This window comes from Streptomyces tubbatahanensis (assembly GCF_022699385.1).
Classification (GTDB): Bacteria; Actinomycetota; Actinomycetes; order Streptomycetales; family Streptomycetaceae; genus Streptomyces; species Streptomyces diacarni.
Genome location: NZ_CP093846.1, coordinates 7,720,496 through 7,737,849 on the forward strand (window position 1 = coordinate 7,720,496; position 17,354 = coordinate 7,737,849).

Sequence of the window (17,354 nt, forward strand, 5' to 3'; positions counted from 1 at the left end):
AGAGACCATGAAGGCATCAACGACCGAGGCACCCGCCGCCGACACCGGCCCCAGGGCGGGTCTCAAGCTGCGGGCCGTCGTCTCCGGCAGCATCGGCAACCTGCTCGAGCAGTACGACAACCTCGTCTACGCCTACTCGACGGTGTATCTGAGCGCTGCGTTCTTCTCCGGCGGCGGCTCCGTGTCGTCGCTCCTGTCGACCTTCGCCGTGTTCGCCGTGGGTTTCCTCGCACGTCCGCTCGGCACGGTCTTCTTCGGGCACGTCGGCGACAAGCTGGGGCGTCGGCCCGCCTTGCTGGCCAGTGTGATCCTGATGGGCTCGGCGACCGTCCTGATCGGGCTGCTGCCCGGCTACGGGACCATCGGGGTCGCCGCCCCAGTCCTGCTGGTGGTGCTGAGGCTGTTCCAGGGGTTCGCCGTCGCCGGCGAGTGGGCCGGCTCCGCGGCCATGCTGGTGGAATACGCGACTCCGGGCACCCGCGGCAGGTTCGGCAGCCTCAACCAGGTCAGCACCGCCGCCGGGTTCCTGGTGGCCGCCGGTGTGGTGGCGCTGAACTCGCTGTTGTGGAGCGAGCAGGGCATGCAGGGCTTCGGCTGGCGGGTGCCGTTCCTTGTCGGCGCGGTGACCGCAGTCGTCGCGCTGCTGCTGCGATTCGGACTGGAGGACACCCCCGCGTTCCGTGAGCAGGAGGCCGCCGGGGAGACCAGCGCGAGCCCGCTGCGGCTTGCGCTGCGCACCCAGAAGAACGCCATGGCACGCGGCTTCTTCTTCACGGTGAGCTGGACCGTCGCCTACTTCTTCTTCCTGACGTATCTGCCGACACACCTGCGCGAAGAGGTCGGCATCGACCCCGGGGTTGTCGAGGCGTCGAACATCGTGGGCCTGGTTGTGCTGACGGTGGCCATCTTCGGGTTCGGCGTGCTGTCCGACCGGATCGGCCGCAAGCCGCTGCTGCTGATCGGCTCCGGGGGACTCGTGCTCCTGAGCTATCCCGCCCTGCTGGTGTTCCAGACCGGCAACACGGCAGGCGTCTTCCTCGGACAGATCCTCATCGGGCTCATCATCGCCGCGTTCTCCGGGCCGGGCCCTGCGGCGCTCGCCGAACTTTTCCCCACCAATGTCCGCTACTCGGCGCTGGGCATCGGCTACAACTTCTCGGTCATGGCCTTCGGCGGCACCGCTGGCTTCATCGCGACGCTGATCATCGACCGCACCGGCAATGCCGTCGCTGTGGCCCTGCTGCCGACGGTCGCCGCCCTCATCACCTTCGTCACCGTGTGCCGCATGCCCGAAACCTACCGAACCGAACTGAAATGAGAGATGCCACCGTGGTCACCACGTCCGCCCAGACTCCGCGGCTGATCGTCGTCCAGGGCAGCTATCGGCAGATGGGCGAGGCTCTCGGCCACGCCACCGCCGACCTCATCGCCCGCAGCCTTGACACGTACCTCGGCCGCTTCCGCGCCGACGCTGGGCTCAGTGACGCCGATATCGACCGCTGGGGACACACCTACCTGGACATCGCCGCGTCGTATTCCCCTCAGATCGCCGCGATGCTTGACGGCATGGCGAGCGGCTCGCGCCAGCCCGCCCACCGGCTCGCCGCGCTCAACGCGCGCACGGAGATGCTGTACGGCACCGGCTACCGCGACGAGGGCTGCACCTCCCTGTCGGTGCTGCCGAGCCACACTGGCGACGGGCACACCCTGCTCGCCCAGAACTGGGACTGGCACCCCGAGCAGGCGGAAGTCACCTTCCTCCTCGCCACCCGCGACGAGACCGGCTTCAGCGTGCTGTCGCTGGCCGAGGCGGGCATGCTCGCCAAGAGCGGTCTCAACTCCGCCGGGCTCGGAGTGTGCGCCAACCTCCTGGTGTCCGACCGGGACCGGGGCGGCGCCGGAGTCCCCTACCACTACCTCCTGCGCGGGGCGTTGCAAGCGCGGACGATGTCCGGCGCCCACAAGAAGCTGTTGCCCGTCCAACGGATCTCCTCTGGCAACGTACTCCTCGCCGACGGCAACGGCGGAGAAGCCGTCGACTTCGAACTGGCACCGGATGTCTTCGGCACACTGCTGCCCGAGAACGGCCTGATCACCCACGCCAACCACTTCGAGACACCGCTGCCGCTGCACGACAAGAAGGCGGCCACCAGCGCACTCACCACCCTGCGTTCCGTACGGGCCCGGCACCTGCTGGAACCGGCCCTCGAAGACCGCCGGATCGGCCTCACCGACATCGTCGCCACCCTGCGCGACGAGTGGTCGTCTCCGGACGGCATCTGCCGGCACCCCGACCCCGAGGCCCCGGAGGCCGAGCGCAGCGCGACCGTCTACTCAGTGGTCATGGACCTCACCGACCGGGTGCTGTGGATCGCGCCGGGCCCGCCGAGCCGGCACGGCTACGCCCGCTGGGAGCTGGACACATTGTTCGACGACCCCACCCCCGCCCCCCTGGAGTTCCTCCCCGAATCGCAGAACACCGCCACCGCACCGAGCGAGGAGATACCCGCATGAGCCGTGGAACCGTCTGCCTGACCTTCGACTTCGACGCCATCTCGCTGTGGATGGCGCGCGGCCAGACCACCCCGGGCCCGGTCTCCCGCGGCGAGTTCGGCGCCTACGCCATCGACCGCATCCTCGCCCTGCTGCACCGCACCGAGGTACCGACCACGTTCTTCATCCCCGGGCACACCCTGGAGACGTACCCCGCACAGAGCGCGGCCGTCGCCGAAGCCGGGCACGAGATCGCGTTGCACGGGTACGCCCATGAGCCGGTCTCGACGCTGGACCGGGACACCGAGCTGGCGGTCAACCACCGATCGGCGGCGTTGGTCGAGAGGCTGACCGGTGCCCCGCCCGCCGGACACCGCACCCCCAGCTTCGACTTCACCGAGCACACCGTCGACATCCTCACCGAGCTCGGCATCGTCTACGACTCGTCGCTGATGGGCACCGACTTCGAGCCCTACGTCGCCCGCACCAAAGACCGCTGCCCGGCCGACGGTCCTTTCGCGTTCGGCCAGGACTCGGCAGTGGTCGAGCTGCCGGTGTCCTGGACGCTGGACGACTACCCGCACCTGGAGTTCGTGCGCACGCCACCGCTGATGATGCCCGGCCTGCAGGACGCCGATGCGATGTTCGAGCGGTTCCTGCGCGATGTGCGCTACATGACCAAGGCCGTGCCCGACGGGGTGGCGACGGTGACGCTGCACCCGCAGGTCGTGGGCCGGGGCGCGCGGATGGCGGCCTTGGAGCGCTTCATCACGGGCTGCCGCGAACTGGACGTGACGTTCGAGCGCTGCGTCGACGTGGCACGCCGGGTGCGGCCCGCACTGGTCGGGGCGTGAGCGGTGTGACCAGCGCGGAGCGTTCGGTGCTGGTGATCGGCGCGAACGGAGGCATCGGCCGCGCTGTGGTGGACCGGCTCACGGCGGACGGCTGGTCGGTCACCGGCACGGATCTCCCGGAGGTCGACCTGTCCCGCGGGGGAGTGGTGGCGGAGCATGTAGCGCGGCTCTGGTCGCGGCAGGGTGGCTTCGACGCGCTGGTGCACGCGGCGGGGGTGTTCCCCGCCGCGCCCGTCGTCGAGAGCGACGAGGAACTGTTCGATCGGGTCATGGCCGTGAACACACGCTCGGCGCTGAGCGCGGGGACGGAGTTCGTGCGCCGATGCCGGGCCGAGGGGCGCCCCGGGACACTGCTGTTCGTGAGCAGCGGCGCCGCCGCCCGAGCCAGGCTCGGCACAGCCGTCTACGCCGCGTCCAAGGCGGCGCTCGACGCCCTTGTGCGCGGGATCGCGCTGGAGCACGGCCGCGACGGCATCCGCTGCTGCGCGGTGGCCCCCGGCTTCGTTGACGTGCGGTCGGCCGTCAACCCCGTCCCGCGTGCCTACGTGGACGCGCTGACGCAGGCCTCCGTACGCGGGCGGGTCGGGCGCCCCGGTGACATCGCCGCGGTCCTGTGCTGGCTGCTCGGCCCGGACGCCGGCTGGGTCAACGGGCGCACGGTTCCGGTCGACGGAGGCGACGGCGTCGGCACGCTCACAGCACCGAACTGGCTCAGCTGACCACTCCGGCTGAGCCGGTCGCTCCGGCTCAGCCGGCTAGGGGCGGCGCCAGTCGCTGGTGGGAGCCGCCGGTAATCCGGTAGATGAGGTGCGGATGCCCGCTGGCGGGGTCGCCCGTCTCGTCCGGATAACTGAGACCCCGCTGGCCCCGCCCCACGAACTTGTGGGCACCCGTCACACCGAACGATGCTGACGTGCGCAGCTGTTCACGTACGGCAACGAAGTCCCATGGCCGGCTGACACGGCTCCACGCCTGCGCCAGCACATTGACCATGTCGTAGTGCACGGCCGCGGCGGCGGGCCCCGGATCCGCGCCGAACGCGGCGCGGAACCGCTGCTCGAACGCGGTGCACAGCGGGCTGTCCACGTTACCGATCACCGTCGACCACAGCAGTCCCTCGCTGAGCCCACCCAACCGCCGGGAGAACTCCGGGGCGGCCGGGGACCACGCCGCGTGGAACGTGGCGCTCTCCCGCAGCCCGGCGGCGGCCTCCAGGAAGGCGCGCAGGGTCGGCTCCGGAAAGATCGACAGCGACACCAGGTCGGGATCCGCCAGCTCAAGGCGGGAGACGATGTCGGAGAAGTCCAGGGCCGCGTCGGCCACCGACTCCAAGAACACCAGTTCCCACCCGGCGTCGTCGGCCTGCCGCTGCACGCGCTCGACGACACCCGGGTCGAAGGTGCTCTCCCGCTGCAGCACGGCGAGCCGCCGACGCCGCGGCCGGAAAGCGCCACGGTCCTCCAGGTCCCCTACGGTGCGTAGCAGGCCCGGCACGTACGCCGACTCGGTGGAGCAGACCTGGAAGACCGCGCCCAGACCGGCCGGGTCGGCGCGCACCCTCTCGGACAGCGCCTGCCCGGTCATGCTGTGCAGCACCGGCGTACCGGACGCGTTGGCGGCGGCGAGCGCCGGCAAGGTGACCGGCAGCGGGAAGTTCCCGAACACGATGCCGTCCACTCCGCGCTCCATGAGATCCCTCACGGTGCTCAAGAGTTCGTCCGGCGCCACGGACACGGTCACATGCTCGAGCTCACGACCGGACACACCACCACGCGCCGAGATCTCTCCCACGGCCAGACGGGCGCCCCGCCGCATCGCCAGGACCTGGGTATCTGCCAGGGGGTCGGCCGGGTACACGGAGGCGAGGACCGCGGGCCGCCGCGCGGGCGGCCGGGACGTGGCCGGGCGCCGCGCCGGTTCCTCGTCATCGAGCACACCGAGCAGCGCCGGGGGCAGCACGAGGGCGGAGGTTGGCAAGGGGGAGACGTAAGCGTCCTCCGCGGCGATCAGCGTCGCCACGGACGCCCGGGTCCGTACTCCGAGCTTGGCGAAGACGTGCTCGAGGTGGGTGGCGACGGTACGCCGCGAACAGGACAGCACGGTGGCGATCTCCTGATTGCCCAGCCCTCCGGCAACGCAGGTGGCGACCTCCAATTCCCGGATGGTGAGCCCGAACGGTGCCTCGGTGTCGTGGACGTCGAGCCGCACCACGCCACGACCGGCATCCGGCACGTCGAGGCTGACACGGCGCACCGTGTTCCCGGTGATGTCCAGGTAGCGCAGGCTCAGGCCGGGCAGAACATGTGCCGCCCGCCGGGCGACGAGCACCAGATCGGGCCGCGAGGCGAAGAACTCAGGATCACTCCCACTGCCCTGCCCGTCCACCGGCTGCAACCACCGCCGGGACCCGGGCGAAGGAGCGGACGACTCCTCCAGCTTTCTCACCCTGGCCTCCTCTCCACACCCACGGACCGGCCCCGTGGAGACGTCCGCCGGCCGGACCCTCGATCCCTCGTGGTGCTGGGGCTGCCTCTGTCGCGAGCGCTCCCTGTGAGACGGGCGCCTATGGAGGCACCTGGCTCACAAGCGCCCGGAGGACGGCAGTACCCCTCAGGACAGCCACGCGACCACGTTGTGTAACCGACTCTACGTCGGGAAACGGTCGCTTGGGCTCCGAGATCGATGGCTGCTGCGCTGTACGAACGAGCACGAGAAATGGCGTCCGGGCAGCGATCCTACCGGCCGAAGCAGGGGAGGCAACCGACGAGGCCGGGACGGGTCCCAGACGGTGCTGACCTACATCGCCGACGGCAACGTCGAAACCTACGAAGCCCCCGGCGGCAAGACCAGTACCGCTGCGGCGAAGCGAACCGCCTGACCTCCTTGACGGCCTCGGGCGGCAAAACCGTCGACGGCACGAAGATCCGTACCGTCACCGACGCGGTAGAGGACCTCAAGCGCACCCACACCTACGACAGTGCGGGCCGCGGCGGCGAAGAAGCGGCAACAGCATACGGGCGTCGGTCACAGCGGCGCGGCGTGCCTGCCGCTCGTCGCGGCTGCGGTTCGGCTCCTTGGCGGGATTCTCCGGCCGTGACGCTGCGGTGGGACGTGCGCTCTTCCTGCTGGGCTGCTCGGCCCGGGGGCCGGGTGGGGAATGCAGGAGTCGGCGATCGGGCGCGCCCCGGTCGGCGTCGGCGAGCAGGAGGCGGTTCTGGTCGCGGGGCCGGTACGAGGAGGCATTGCGCGACCGCCGAGCCGCACGTGACCGGGCGCGTCGCTGCTGCCAACGGCGGGAACATCCGCGCGGGCGCGGGGAGCAGCGTCATCTGCTGGCTTGACGTCCACCCGGACTGCTCACGCCGCGCCGAGCCCGCCGACATCCTTAAGGCGCTCGGACTGCAGGACTGAGACGGCGCCTCGCGCGGTGAGGCGCACAGGCCGTGCGCCGGCGTCCGGGCCCGGACGCCCGCTCAGCCCACCTCGACCTGCTTGGTCTCGCCCGCGAACGTCAGGCCCATGGTGTTCCGGTAGCCGACGAACGGCGCGACCAGACCGAAGGCCATCCACCATGTTCCCCACGTGAAGTGGACGATGAGCACGCCGATGACGGTGAAGACCACCACCCCCTGCTTGCCGCTCACCCAGCACCCCGCCGCGAGGGTGCAGGCGACGAGCAGCCCCCACGGGCCGCCCACCACATAGGCGGTCACCAGCGCGGCGGCCCCGCACACCGAAAGGCAGCCCTTCACCTGCGCGTAGGCACCCTCCAGCATCGGTTCCGGTATCGACTCCGGCTTCGGGCCTGCCCCCGTACCCCGCCGCGACCGGCGGCTGACTGCGGCGTGCCCCGTACGTACGGAGGCGAGCAGGAGCGACCAGCCCGCCAGCGCCCACCATGGCGCGTCGTAGATCGTCGCGACCACCACACCGATGACGGTGACAACGGCCGCACATCCCGAACGTTTCTCAGAGACGACAGTGGTGACGTAGGACAGTTCCTCGGGCTCGTCCTCGGAATCGGGCGGCAGTTGGGCAACCCAGTCCCGCAGCGCAGCGGCCTCGTCGGCGGCGCCGCTGTCGGTCAGCGCCTCGACGGCCTCGTCGGCCGTACGCCGAGCGGCCGCCAGGCGGTTGACCGCCGCGAACGCCTTCGCGAGCGCCGCGAGCTCGGCGCCCTCCCGGTGCCGGTTGCCCAGGTCCCGCCAGACCTCCACGGCCTTCAGATGCACCTGATAGGCGGCGGTGAGCTTCGCGCGGTCGGACAGCAGCAGCCCCAGGCGGTGCAGCGCGTCGCCCTCGCCGTTCCTGTTGCCCGAGGAGCGGCAGTACTCGACCTGTTGCTGGAGTGCGGATGCGGCGTCCACGTCGTCGGCCATCGCCGTCACCGCGGCGGACAACTGCATCGTCAGCAGGTTCTCGGCCTCCGTGTCGCCGGTCTCCCGCAGGATTGCGACGGCGCGCTGACGGTACGCGGCTGCTTTGCGCTGCCGGCCCGTCTGCGCGTGGAGCAGCGCCAGTTGAGCGCACGCCCTGGCCTCCACCTCGGGATACCCCTCGTTCTTGGCCACCCGCGCGGTGTTCTCGACCCCCGACACGGCCAGGGCGTATCTCCCGTTGCGCGCGTGGAGCGCCGCCAGGGTCACGCCCAGGTGCAGTTCCGACTGGCGCTCGCCCGCGTCGGCGAACAGTGCGGCGCTCCGGCGAGCGGCGGACAGCGCCTCCTCCAGATCGTGCAGCGTGCTCGCGGCTTCCGCGAGGTCGTCGAGGACCTGCGCTTCCCGCAGCGGGAACTCCAGCGCGCGGAACTGCTCAGCGGACTCGCGCAACGTGGACACGGCCTGGCGGTGGCGTGCGGCTTGGACCAGGCACAGGCCGCGGGTGTGCAGCGCTTCGGCGACCTGTTCCGCGTCCGCGACGGCCCGCCAGATCTCGAGCGCGTCGTCGAGGGCGGACAGCCCCTCGCTGAACCGGGCGGCGGCCACCAGTGTGGTGCCGAGCCGCGCCAGCGCCTTGGCCCGGCGCCGGGTGTCCCCCAAGCGTGCCGCGGCCTCGGCCTCGTGCCGGCACAGCACGAGGCGCACGTCCAGGTCGCACTGCTCGGTGAGGAAGGCGCACACGGCCGCCGCCAGGTCGGCGGCGAGGCCGTCCAGGCCCGTCGCGACCGCGACGGGAACCGCTGCCACCAGCGTGACACGCTCGCTCTCGAACCACTCCGTGTCCCGGCGGCTTACGGCTTGCAGGTAGTACTCCAGCAGGCGCGTCAACGCGGCCGCCGGTGCGTCGGCCGGCCGTGGCATCGCGCGTTCCCGCAACTGCTGCCGCACGAGGTCGTGCATCTGCCAGTGGCCGTCGGCCTTGCTCAGCAGGTGCGCCTGGCGCAGCGCACGGAGCGACCCCCGCACCTCGGCCTCGGAACGGCCGTCCAGCGCCTGCGCGGCCTCAGTCTCCAGCCCCGGGCCGGGGTTCAGCGTGCATAACTGGGCGAGCCGCGCCGCCGAGGGATCGCGGGCGAGCAAGCGTCGCCAGGAGACGTCGACCGCTGCGGCCACCGACACCTCGCCGTGCCGCAACTCGCCCCCATGCGCAGTTCGTCCACCAGGGCCGTCAGGGGCAGGTCGGGCTCGTCGGCGAGGATCGCCGCGGCGATGCGGACCGCGAGTGGAAGCGCACCGCACATCGTCACCAGGCGGTCCGCGATACGGGGGCTCTCCGCGACGCGGGGGTCGTCCGGGAGGTCGGCCCGCAGGGCCCGCTCGAGCAGAGTCCGCGCCTCGGCCGCCGGCAGCGCCTTGAGGACGAGCGTGCTTCCGTTCGGCAGCGACAGCCGGTCGCGTGTGGTCACGAGAGCACGATGGGCGGCGTGGCGCGGCAGGAGGTCCCGTACCTGGTCGCCGCTGGAGGCGTTGTCCAGGACGAGCAGCACACGTCTTCCCTTCCGGCCCAGCCGATCCAGCGTCCGGTGGTAGACGGCGGCCTGCTCCGCCCGGTTCTCGGGAATGTCCTCCGCCTCCACGTCCAGAGCGCGCAGGAGCGGGGCGAACACGTCATGCGATGCGACCGTCCTGCCGTCTGGGTCGTAGCCGCGCAGGTCCACCAGGAGCGCGGCACCGGTGAACCACTCCCTCCGCACGGCGAGCGCCGCCGTGTGCCGGGCAAGGGCCGTCTTGCCCACTCCGCCCATGCCCGCGGACACCACCACCGCGCGGCCCTCGCCGTCCGGGTCCAGCCGCGCCAGCACCTCCTCCACCTGTGCGGCGCGCCCCACGAACAGGTCGGCGTGCGCCGAGCCCTGGGCGGCCACGGGTGTGACCATGGGCATCACCGGGGGGCCCGCCGAGTGGAAGTGCACGCCACCGTGGATCGTGTGCGCCTGCACCACGGGGCCGATGACGTTCCCCGAGACGACGTTCCCCGAGACGACGTCTTTCGCGTCGACATCGCCTGCGTCGTGCCGCTTCCCAGTCATGCGGATATCTTCTCGCCTCCGCGGGCGAACCGGACCCCTTTCCGCGCGACTCGGCACCTCCGCCGCCGCACCTCGCAACTCGGTACCTCCGGTGGCCCCTTCCGTTACGCCGGCACCCACGCCCCCGCCCGGCCCGGTCGAACAGGAGGTGATGCCCCCTACTCCCGAGCCGCCAGCACACCCGCCTCTGCCGCCGCAGCCCTCGGCGGTGCTGCACCGGCTCGTCGAGGCCGTGATGGCGCCGGGCTGGGTTCACCGGGACGGGACGGTGACCCCGGCTGGTCTGCTGGGCTGCCGTACCGGTCGCGGCGCGGCGACGGACCGGCTGGCGCTGTGGCTGCTGGTGCTGGAGGCCGACCGGGCCGGGCAGGTGCGGCTGTGCGGGGGCCGGGTCGATACGCACCGCGGCCGCGCAGCGGCGACGCTGGCTCGCCTGCTGGGCTGCAGGCCCGGGGGAGCCGAGGCGGTGGTGGGCCGGTTGGAGGTGGCTGGGCTGGTCGAGCGGCCTCGGCGTCGGACCGCCTCGGGCATGCACCACAGGGCCCGGCTGCTGGTGTCCGCGGTGGCGGCCGCGCACCGGTCTGTCACCGGCCGGGAGGACCGCCAGCCCGCGCCCAAGCCCTCTACCGCAGACCCCGACGGTACGGTCGGGCCGATTCAGCCCCCGACCCCGCGTGCGGAACCCCAGTTCAGCGCGGTGGCGGAGCAGGAGCAGCCCCGAGGTGCAGAGCCCGGCGATACGCCCCTCTTCACGCCCATCACTCTCCTGTAGCTGGGGGGAGCGAAGAGGGTGACGGTGTCGGTGGGTTTTCCGGCGTCTCGCCGTCGGGGCCCGCAAGTCGGCCGGAGCGCGCAGGCGCGCATGGGGGGGACAGCGCGCTGCCCCCCGTCGACTCGAGTAGCTCCACGACCTGCGTGTTCCTGGGTCAGGTCGCCAGGCATCTGCCACGCACCACCGAGATTCTCCGGCCGTTGCTTCCGGAGCCCAGCGCCCACCAGCGGGAACTGTTGGACCGGATGCTGGGCGGGCTGCGGCTGAGGGAGACGACGACGCCATGATCGCCGCGCGGCTTCGCCAGCCCTCGCCCCGCTGGCCACCGGCGACCCCGCACGGCCGTACCAGTTCCGGCGTGACGCCCTCTCCTGCGCGGTGAGCATCGGCCTGCCCGCCACCCCGGCGGCAAGACCCTCGTCTCCTGCGCTGTCGGCGGCTGCCCAGGCCGCACCTACGGCAAGGGTCACGGACCTGAGTTCCCGTTGCGACCAGTGCCAACTCGCCGCCCAGGATCACCTCGAAGCTGATCAGGCTTGCTCCGCCATCGAGGCCGCCCTGGCCGCACCACTCCCCGTGCAAATTGCCCCGCACAGCCTCAGGGCCTGGCACCGTGGCCGCAGCCAGAAAGGTCCCTGCCGCAGGCTGTCCGTGAACAGATCGACCTGATGGAGCAGATCGACCCCATCGCCGGGCGCACGGCCCGCCAGGCCGCCACCATCATGCACGCCTCCGTGAGAGAGGACGGTCCATGAACAGGAAGAAAGCAGATACCCTCTACGTGCCCTTAGCGGTGATAGCGCTCGTGGGGTGCGTGGTTACGAGCATTATCGCGGGCGATGCCCATACCTCGGTGAGAAACGCAGCGATAAGCTTCGGTGCGGTACTCGCAGGGTGCCTCGTGATCTACAAACTCACGACCGCTAAGCGGAAATAAGGATTTCGGTGTCGCCCAAACGCTCTTTAGTGGTTGGGCGACACCGAATGATGGCCATACGCACCAACGGTCGGACCGCGACCACGGCACCCCTGCCACGGGCATGCTTGCCCGCGTTGCCCAGGGCCTCGCCCGCTTCCTCGCCGCTGCTGTGCGCGGTCCGAGTCGAGGCCGCCGAAGTCCGTCGCGCACCGACTGCTGGCAGACAGCGACCAGCGGATGCTCGCAGCCTGTCTCCTCGGCGGAAATGCAGTCATCCACTGCACCCGCCCCTGGCCCGCCCGGGTGCGTCGGGGTCTCACTCGTGGGAGCTGATGAGGCCGCCGGTGGTGAGGACGATGGATATGCCGTTGGCGTCGAGGCCGGCGTCGTGGCCGTTGGCGTCGATGGTGCCCATGACGCCGTCGTTTCCGATGATCTGGGCGCGGTAGTGGTCTTCGTCCTGTTTGGTGACCTTGGCTTTCCAGTCGCCTTCGAGGTTGAAGGTGCCGGGCCCCTGCTGGCCGGCGTCCATCCACGAGGAGATGTGACCGCCCGGGGTGAGGGTGACGAACATGCCGTTGCCGTCCATCCCCGCATCACGGCCATTTGCGTCCAGTGTGGCGATGACGGCACCGTCGCTGACGATCTCGGCGCGGTAGTGCTGGGCACCGAGCTTGGAGATCTTGGCCTTGCTCCCGTCGACCAGCGTCTGGGTGCGAGCCGCAGAAGCGCTCTTGGACGTGAGGGAGGCGCTCTCGTGCTGCGCCTGGGACTGCGCGCTGGTGCCGGCCTTGTGGGAGCCGGACGCATCGTTGTCACTGCTCTGGCAGGCGGTCACAGAGAACGCCGCGGCGGCGGCCACCGCCACCAGAGTGGCGGAACGGACGGTGCGGCGGGTGCGACGGGTTGTCATGGCGGGAATCCCCCAAGGTCTCAAGGTACGGCCCCGGTCCCTGTCGTGACCGGGGCCGTCCGGGTCTGCTGTTGGCTACACAAGGTGAGATGGCAGTGAGGCGGATCTTGTTCACCGACTTGTGTCCGCACTTGGTAACAGCGAGACGACTGCCTGCCGCAACTGCCCACGACCCTGATGTGGCACCTGGCCTGGAAGCGGGAGGAGGCCCGGGGCCGCGGCGGGTGGAGCTGTCATGCCAGGACGCTACTGCGTTGCGATCGAGTGGCTGACGCCCTACGGCCGGGGGTCGTGCTGACGCTGACAGTTAATGACGAGTTGCACGGTGCTTGGCACTTCTCAGAGGGGGAGCGGCCCAAGGCCCCAGGGCCTACACGCACACCAGTGCGATGCCGAAGATCAAAGCGCCCGGGCAGCGCACCCCAGTGCGTGTAGTCCCTGGGAGGACGGCCGTTGGCCCCGGGCAGTGAAAGCCCCCGGGCCGCCCAAACAGCGCCGTTCCCGGATCCCTGCCGGCCTTCACGGTGGCGCTCCTGGCCAGGCCGTGCCCGCCGGGGGCTGCCCGATGAGAGGTCACCGCGCCTACTTCCCGATCTTTTCCCACTCTTTGACACGCGTGCAGCTCTCCAACCCCAAGCTCTGAGCGGAGGTTCCGGTCGCCTCGGCCTTCTCTTCGACGACGGCCGCGCTCATCGCCAACAGCAGGTCGTCCCCCTGCCGGGCATTGAGGTAGTCGGTGCGCATGGTCTTCAGGCTTTTCGCGTAGGCGTCGAGCGCGGACATCCAGCCCTTGAGGTCGAACCGCTCTGACTCGGGTGGCTGATAGTCCTGCACGTGCCGGCGCAGGTCTCGGATCAGCGCTGCCCGCTCACGCATCTTGTCCTCGTCAGCTGCGCTGATGCTTTGCCCGTAAGCCAGGTCCCCGTCCCCGGTGAAGCGCTCGGTGATCGTCTCGCACTTCTTGTTGGTGCTTTCGGTCAGCTCCTCTTTCGCCGACGACGAGCACCCCGTCACTACAGCGAGCGCCGCGCAACAGACGAGGAGCCACGAGAGGCCTTGCGAGCAGGTGCTCCACCGACTCCCCGTCACCACCGCGTCCAGCCTGCCACCCTGCCGCTTGCCCGTACACGCCTCTGGCATGCTTCCCCCACCCGTTCATCGGCCCCGTCATGGCAGGCGGGGCAGCGCCATCTGCCTCCAATTCAGTGCCTTTTCCGTTTGTTCGGCAACCGCCTCCCCACGCCGAACAACCTCAACGAGCTGGTGCGGCTAGTTCACTCCGAGGGGTTCTGGCTCAACTTCCGTGAAGCCGTCACTGTTCTTCACGACAACAGGGCTCGTTTCCGCAGTAGTCGGAAGCCAGCTCGGCCGAACATCTGCCGTTTGAGCATCTTGATGCGGTTGACGTGTCCTTCGACGACGCCGGAGTTCCAGGGCAGGGTGAGGCCGGCGATGACGGCGTCACAGTCACGGTCGATGCCTGCAGCGAGGGTGTGGAGGCTGGGCAGGTCGTCCTTGCGGACAGCGTCGAGCCAGTCCGGCAGCCGCTCGCCTTGTCGTTCGGTGAGCATGGTCGCGAAGGAGCGGACGTGACCGGTGAGGGCGTCGAGTTCGGGGCAGTTGGCCAGGACGGTCCTGAGTCGTAGTTGTTCGATCTCGGTGAGGGTTTCCGGGCGGCTGAGGATCCACCTGGTCACCACGCGGGGTGCCGGTGGCTTTGCTGTGACCGAACGGGGTGAGGTGCGCTTCTTCTTGATGGAGGCGCTGACGATGCCGTGGCTGCCCTTGTAGCCGAGCGGAATGATCTCTTCCCAGAGCTTCCAGGCGTTGGTGCAGCCCTCGTTCCATCGCTCGTCCAGGTGGGGCTTGTACTCGTCAAGGGCGGAGGTCCGGTTGTACTGCCACTGCCCGCGGAAGAGGTCTTCCGGCTTGGCGGCGTCGGCGAGGCTTTTGACGGTGTGATGGGTCATGCGCAGCTGACGGCCGATCGCGCGGCGGCCGTGTCCCGCTTCCAGCAGAGCGTGGACAGTTGCGTGCCGGGACCGGAGGCGGTTGGCGAACCGGTCGCTCTTCCACGGCGAGGCCGGCGGTTTCTGGGGCGGAGTGGCCTGATTCGTCTCCTTGACTGGTTCGGGGACCAGGACTCGCAGGCACTGACGGTGGCGGGCGACACCCCGTTCGGCGGCCTCACCGAGGTTGTGCCACAGATGCCACCGGTGCGCGACCTGGACGGCCTGGGGCGCCCCGGCCGCGCTGGGAACATCAGCGGGAGACCGCAGGTAAGAGCTATGTATTCGGCTGGACGAGATCCCGCTGTCGCTGGCAGCCCCGGAGGCCTGGCCACGCCCAAAGTCAGCGACCTTGCCGGTGCCGCTGGCAATGGCTCACGTGGATCCCTTCGCACGCCGGCGCTCCACCCACCCGGGGTCGGGCTCTTGAGAGCAGCCAACGAACGGGGCGAGGTCCCGGCGGACACCGACCCCCGTCGAGGTGATCGCCGCGCTCGGTGCGCCGCTCTCCTACCGGCTCCTCGTCACCCGCGGTGCCCTCGACGCCCGCCTCGTCCACGCCAGCGCCGAGGCGGCGTACCACGCCGCCCTGGCAGGGGTGTTCGTGCCCGCCGAGGACGCGTGGCACCCGTGCCGCTCCGTCTGCCCCGGGATTTACCTGATCCAAAGCCGTGCTTGAGGTCCAGCACATACTCTGAGCCCGTTCGCTCACATGTGAGGTCTAGAACAGGGGGTCCCGTATGCACACAGAACTCACCGACGAGGAGACCGCGGACCTGGCGGAGGGGGGAAGACGCCCAGGTCGCGGCCTGCGTGTTTATGCGTGGTTGTATGCGGGGGTGATGTATGTGGTGGCTGTGGTTTATTGTTTGCAGGCTGTTTTGGCGGGTCAGTTTCTGTCGGGTGTTTATGGTGCGTTGAGTTGGCATCAGTATGGGGCGACGTTTTCGGATGTGTTGCTTTTTTGTGGGGTGGTTGTGGGGGTGTTGTTGCGGTGGCGTGGTAGGGGCCGGGTGTGGCCGTTGTGGGTGGCTGTTGGTTTGTTGGTGGCGAATCAGGTGCAGAATGCTGCGGGTGCGGGCCGGTTGGTGTCGTTGCATGTTCCGTTGGGTGTGGCGATGATTGTGGTGGCGGTGTTGGTTGCGTTGCGTGTGCATCGTGTGGGGCAGCGGTCTGGTGGGGGGGAGGGGTGATGGGGGGTCGTGTCTCGCGTCGTTCTGTGGTGTTTGGTTCGGGTGCGGCTCTCGCGGCGGTGGGGGGTGGGGGGTTGTTGGCTTTCCGGTATCGGGGTGTGGATTCCACGGGCACGGTGGTGCGTAGTCAGGTGCCGTTGCCGGAGGCGTTTCGTAGGCCGTTGAGTACGCCGCCGGTGTTGAAGCCGGTGCGTTCGGGTGGTGGTACGGACCGGTATGAGATTGTGCAGAAGGAGGGTACGGCCGAGATTATCGAGGGGGTGCGTACCAGGGTCTGGGGGTACAACGGGATCATGCCCGGGCCGACACTGGTGTCCCGGCGTGGGCGCACGACCGTTGTCGAGCACCGTAACGAACTGCCCGTGCCTACTGTCGTCCATTTGCATGGTGGCCGTACTCCGCCTGAGCACGACGGGTATCCCACGGATGCGATCATGCCGGCGGGTGGTTTCCCGCATGGTGCGCACCACAAGGAGGGCGAGATCACCCAGGGCAGCCGCACTTACCGTTATGAGGTCGATCAGCGTGCGGCGACGCTGTGGTATCACGACCACCGTATGGATTTCACCGGCCCGAGTGTGTGGCGGGGGCTGGCTGGTGTGCACCTGGTTACCGATGGTGAGGAGCGGGCGTTGCCGCTGCCCGACGGGGACCGGGATGTGCCGCTGGTGGTGATGGACCGGGCGTTTGCGGATGATGGCCAGTTCCTCTATCCGAGTGTGGATGAGGGGTTGGTGAAGACGCCGGGTGTCACCTCGCCGCACGAGGCGGGTGTGATGGGTGATGTGATTTTGGTCAACGGGGTGCCGTGGCCCAGCCATGAGGTCGATGCCGTGCGTTATCGGCTGCGCCTGTTGAATGCGTCCAACGCCCGACGGTACCGGCTGCGGCTCGATCCGTTGCCTGAGGGTGGGGGTGAGCCGCTGGTGCAGGTGGGTTCGGATGGAGGTCTGCTGGCGCGGCCTGTGGCGCATCCGTATGTGGATATGGCGCCTGCCGAGCGTCAGGATGTGGTGGTTGATTTCTCCGGTTACCGGGTGGGGCAGAGGGTGCGGCTGGTCAACGACTTCGGTGAGGGCAGTACGAGCAGGGTGATGGAGTTTCGTATTGCCCGCAGGGCGAAGGACGAGAGTCATGTTCCCGCGCGGTTGTCGAGGATCGAGCCTCTTGATCCGGCGGGGGCTGTCCGGGAACGTGACATGGTCTTCCAGTCCCAGTCGATTGAGGGGCATCACGGCTGGACGATCAACGGGCGGCCGTTTTCCGTGGACCATGTGCATGCCTCGCCGGGTCTGGGGGATGTCGAGGTGTGGAACCTCTACGGCGATTTCCACCACCCGATCCACCTGCATCTGGTCCATTTTCAGGTGCTCAACCGAGGGACGGGGAAGCCGGGCCGGTTCGACGGGGGCTGGAAGGACACTTTGGACCTTCGTCCGGCGGAGCAGGCGCGGATCATCATGCGGTTCGACGGTTTCCGCGGCAAGTATGTCTTCCACTGCCACAACCTGGAGCACGAGGACATGATGATGATGGGCAACTTCCAAGTCCGCTGACCGGACCGGACCGGACCGGACCGGACCGGCCCGGCCCGGCGCGGTCCGGGCCGGGCCGGTCCGGGCCGCGTTCCGTGTGTGTCCGGGCCGCCCCCTGGGGGGTTTCCACCCTGCCTCGAGTGCCCCTCGTGGGGTGGCTTTTAGGTTCGTGGGGCCGCGGATGACGTGGCACTGCC

15 protein-coding genes are annotated in these 17,354 nt (G+C 69.6%); 9 read left to right on the top strand and 6 right to left on the bottom strand.

Going from position 1 to position 17,354, the window contains the following annotated elements; translation table 11 throughout:
* Positions 1-7 precede the first annotated feature (7 nt).
* From MMF93_RS33110 to MMF93_RS33125, 4 genes are read left to right on the top strand one after another with little or no spacing between them, the layout of a single operon-like run.
* Positions 8-1,318 carry an MFS transporter gene (locus MMF93_RS33110; RefSeq protein ID WP_242757092.1) on the top strand — a complete coding sequence of 437 codons (1,311 nt, stop codon included), beginning with the start codon at positions 8-10 and terminating at the stop codon, positions 1,316-1,318.
* Positions 1,315-2,514 carry a C45 family autoproteolytic acyltransferase/hydrolase gene (locus tag MMF93_RS33115; protein ID WP_242757094.1) on the top strand — a complete coding sequence of 400 codons (1,200 nt, stop codon included), beginning with the start codon at positions 1,315-1,317 and terminating at the stop codon, positions 2,512-2,514. Before MMF93_RS33110 ends, MMF93_RS33115 begins: the two co-directional genes overlap by 4 nt.
* Positions 2,511-3,347 (top strand): polysaccharide deacetylase family protein, encoded by an 837-nt coding sequence (locus tag MMF93_RS33120; protein ID WP_242757096.1) that lies wholly within the window; start codon positions 2,511-2,513, stop codon positions 3,345-3,347. The genes MMF93_RS33115 and MMF93_RS33120 overlap by 4 nt, the downstream gene beginning before the upstream one ends.
* Positions 3,344-4,066 carry an SDR family NAD(P)-dependent oxidoreductase gene (locus MMF93_RS33125; protein WP_242757098.1) on the top strand — a complete coding sequence of 241 codons (723 nt, stop codon included), beginning with the start codon at positions 3,344-3,346 and terminating at the stop codon, positions 4,064-4,066. Before MMF93_RS33120 ends, MMF93_RS33125 begins: the two co-directional genes overlap by 4 nt.
* A gap of 28 nt (positions 4,067-4,094) precedes the next feature.
* On the opposite strand, the gene MMF93_RS33130 is transcribed toward MMF93_RS33125, so the two are convergent.
* Positions 4,095-5,792, bottom strand: a complete 1,698-nt coding sequence (locus tag MMF93_RS33130; protein WP_242757100.1) for an ABC transporter substrate-binding protein — start codon at positions 5,790-5,792, stop codon at positions 4,095-4,097.
* An 819-nt stretch (positions 5,793-6,611) separates the two neighbouring features.
* Here MMF93_RS33130 and MMF93_RS33135 point away from each other — a divergent pair.
* A complete protein-coding gene (locus tag MMF93_RS33135) occupies positions 6,612-6,758 on the top strand; it encodes a hypothetical protein (protein ID WP_242757102.1) in 147 nt (48 codons plus the stop codon).
* A 62-nt stretch (positions 6,759-6,820) separates the two neighbouring features.
* Here the strand turns inward: MMF93_RS33135 and MMF93_RS33140 are convergent, their stop codons facing one another.
* Together MMF93_RS33140 and MMF93_RS33145 are read right to left on the bottom strand one after the other, a co-directional pair.
* Entirely contained in the window at positions 6,821-8,899 is a 2,079-nt protein-coding gene (locus MMF93_RS33140; protein WP_242757104.1) for a tetratricopeptide repeat protein, read from the bottom strand.
* The gene (locus MMF93_RS33145; RefSeq protein WP_242757106.1) at positions 8,815-9,816 is read right to left on the bottom strand and encodes an ATP-binding protein; all 1,002 of its coding nucleotides are present in this window, start codon (positions 9,814-9,816) and stop codon (positions 8,815-8,817) included. Before MMF93_RS33145 ends, MMF93_RS33140 begins: the two co-directional genes overlap by 85 nt.
* Before the next feature lie 151 nt (positions 9,817-9,967).
* Here MMF93_RS33145 and MMF93_RS33150 point away from each other — a divergent pair, with 151 nt between their 5' ends.
* Positions 9,968-10,588: a hypothetical protein gene (locus tag MMF93_RS33150; RefSeq protein WP_242757108.1), complete on the top strand. Its 621-nt coding sequence runs from the start codon at positions 9,968-9,970 to the stop codon at positions 10,586-10,588.
* 1,235 nt (positions 10,589-11,823) lie between these two features.
* Here the strand turns inward: MMF93_RS33150 and MMF93_RS33155 are convergent.
* From MMF93_RS33155 to MMF93_RS33165, 3 genes are all read right to left on the bottom strand, one after another.
* Positions 11,824-12,420 carry a hypothetical protein gene (locus MMF93_RS33155; protein WP_242757110.1) on the bottom strand — a complete coding sequence of 199 codons (597 nt, stop codon included), beginning with the start codon at positions 12,418-12,420 and terminating at the stop codon, positions 11,824-11,826.
* A gap of 582 nt (positions 12,421-13,002) precedes the next feature.
* Positions 13,003-13,512, bottom strand: a complete 510-nt coding sequence (locus tag MMF93_RS33160; RefSeq protein ID WP_242757112.1) for a hypothetical protein — start codon at positions 13,510-13,512, stop codon at positions 13,003-13,005.
* 230 nt (positions 13,513-13,742) lie between these two features.
* On the bottom strand, positions 13,743-14,390 hold the full coding sequence (locus MMF93_RS33165) for a transposase (protein ID WP_242757114.1): 648 nt from the start codon (positions 14,388-14,390) through the stop codon (positions 13,743-13,745).
* Positions 14,391-14,910: 520 nt separating this feature from the next.
* Here MMF93_RS33165 and MMF93_RS33170 point away from each other — a divergent pair.
* The 3 genes from MMF93_RS33170 (at position 14,911) to MMF93_RS33180 (ending at position 17,178) form a co-directional block, all read left to right on the top strand.
* Positions 14,911-15,108, top strand: coding sequence for a hypothetical protein (locus MMF93_RS33170; protein WP_242757116.1), 198 nt, complete (start codon positions 14,911-14,913; stop codon positions 15,106-15,108).
* A gap of 61 nt (positions 15,109-15,169) precedes the next feature.
* Positions 15,170-15,622, top strand: a complete 453-nt coding sequence (locus tag MMF93_RS33175) for a hypothetical protein (RefSeq protein ID WP_242757118.1) — start codon at positions 15,170-15,172, stop codon at positions 15,620-15,622.
* A gap of 98 nt (positions 15,623-15,720) precedes the next feature.
* Positions 15,721-17,178, top strand: coding sequence for a multicopper oxidase family protein (locus MMF93_RS33180; protein ID WP_242757120.1), 1,458 nt, complete (start codon positions 15,721-15,723; stop codon positions 17,176-17,178).
* Positions 17,179-17,354: the final 176 nt, after the last annotated feature.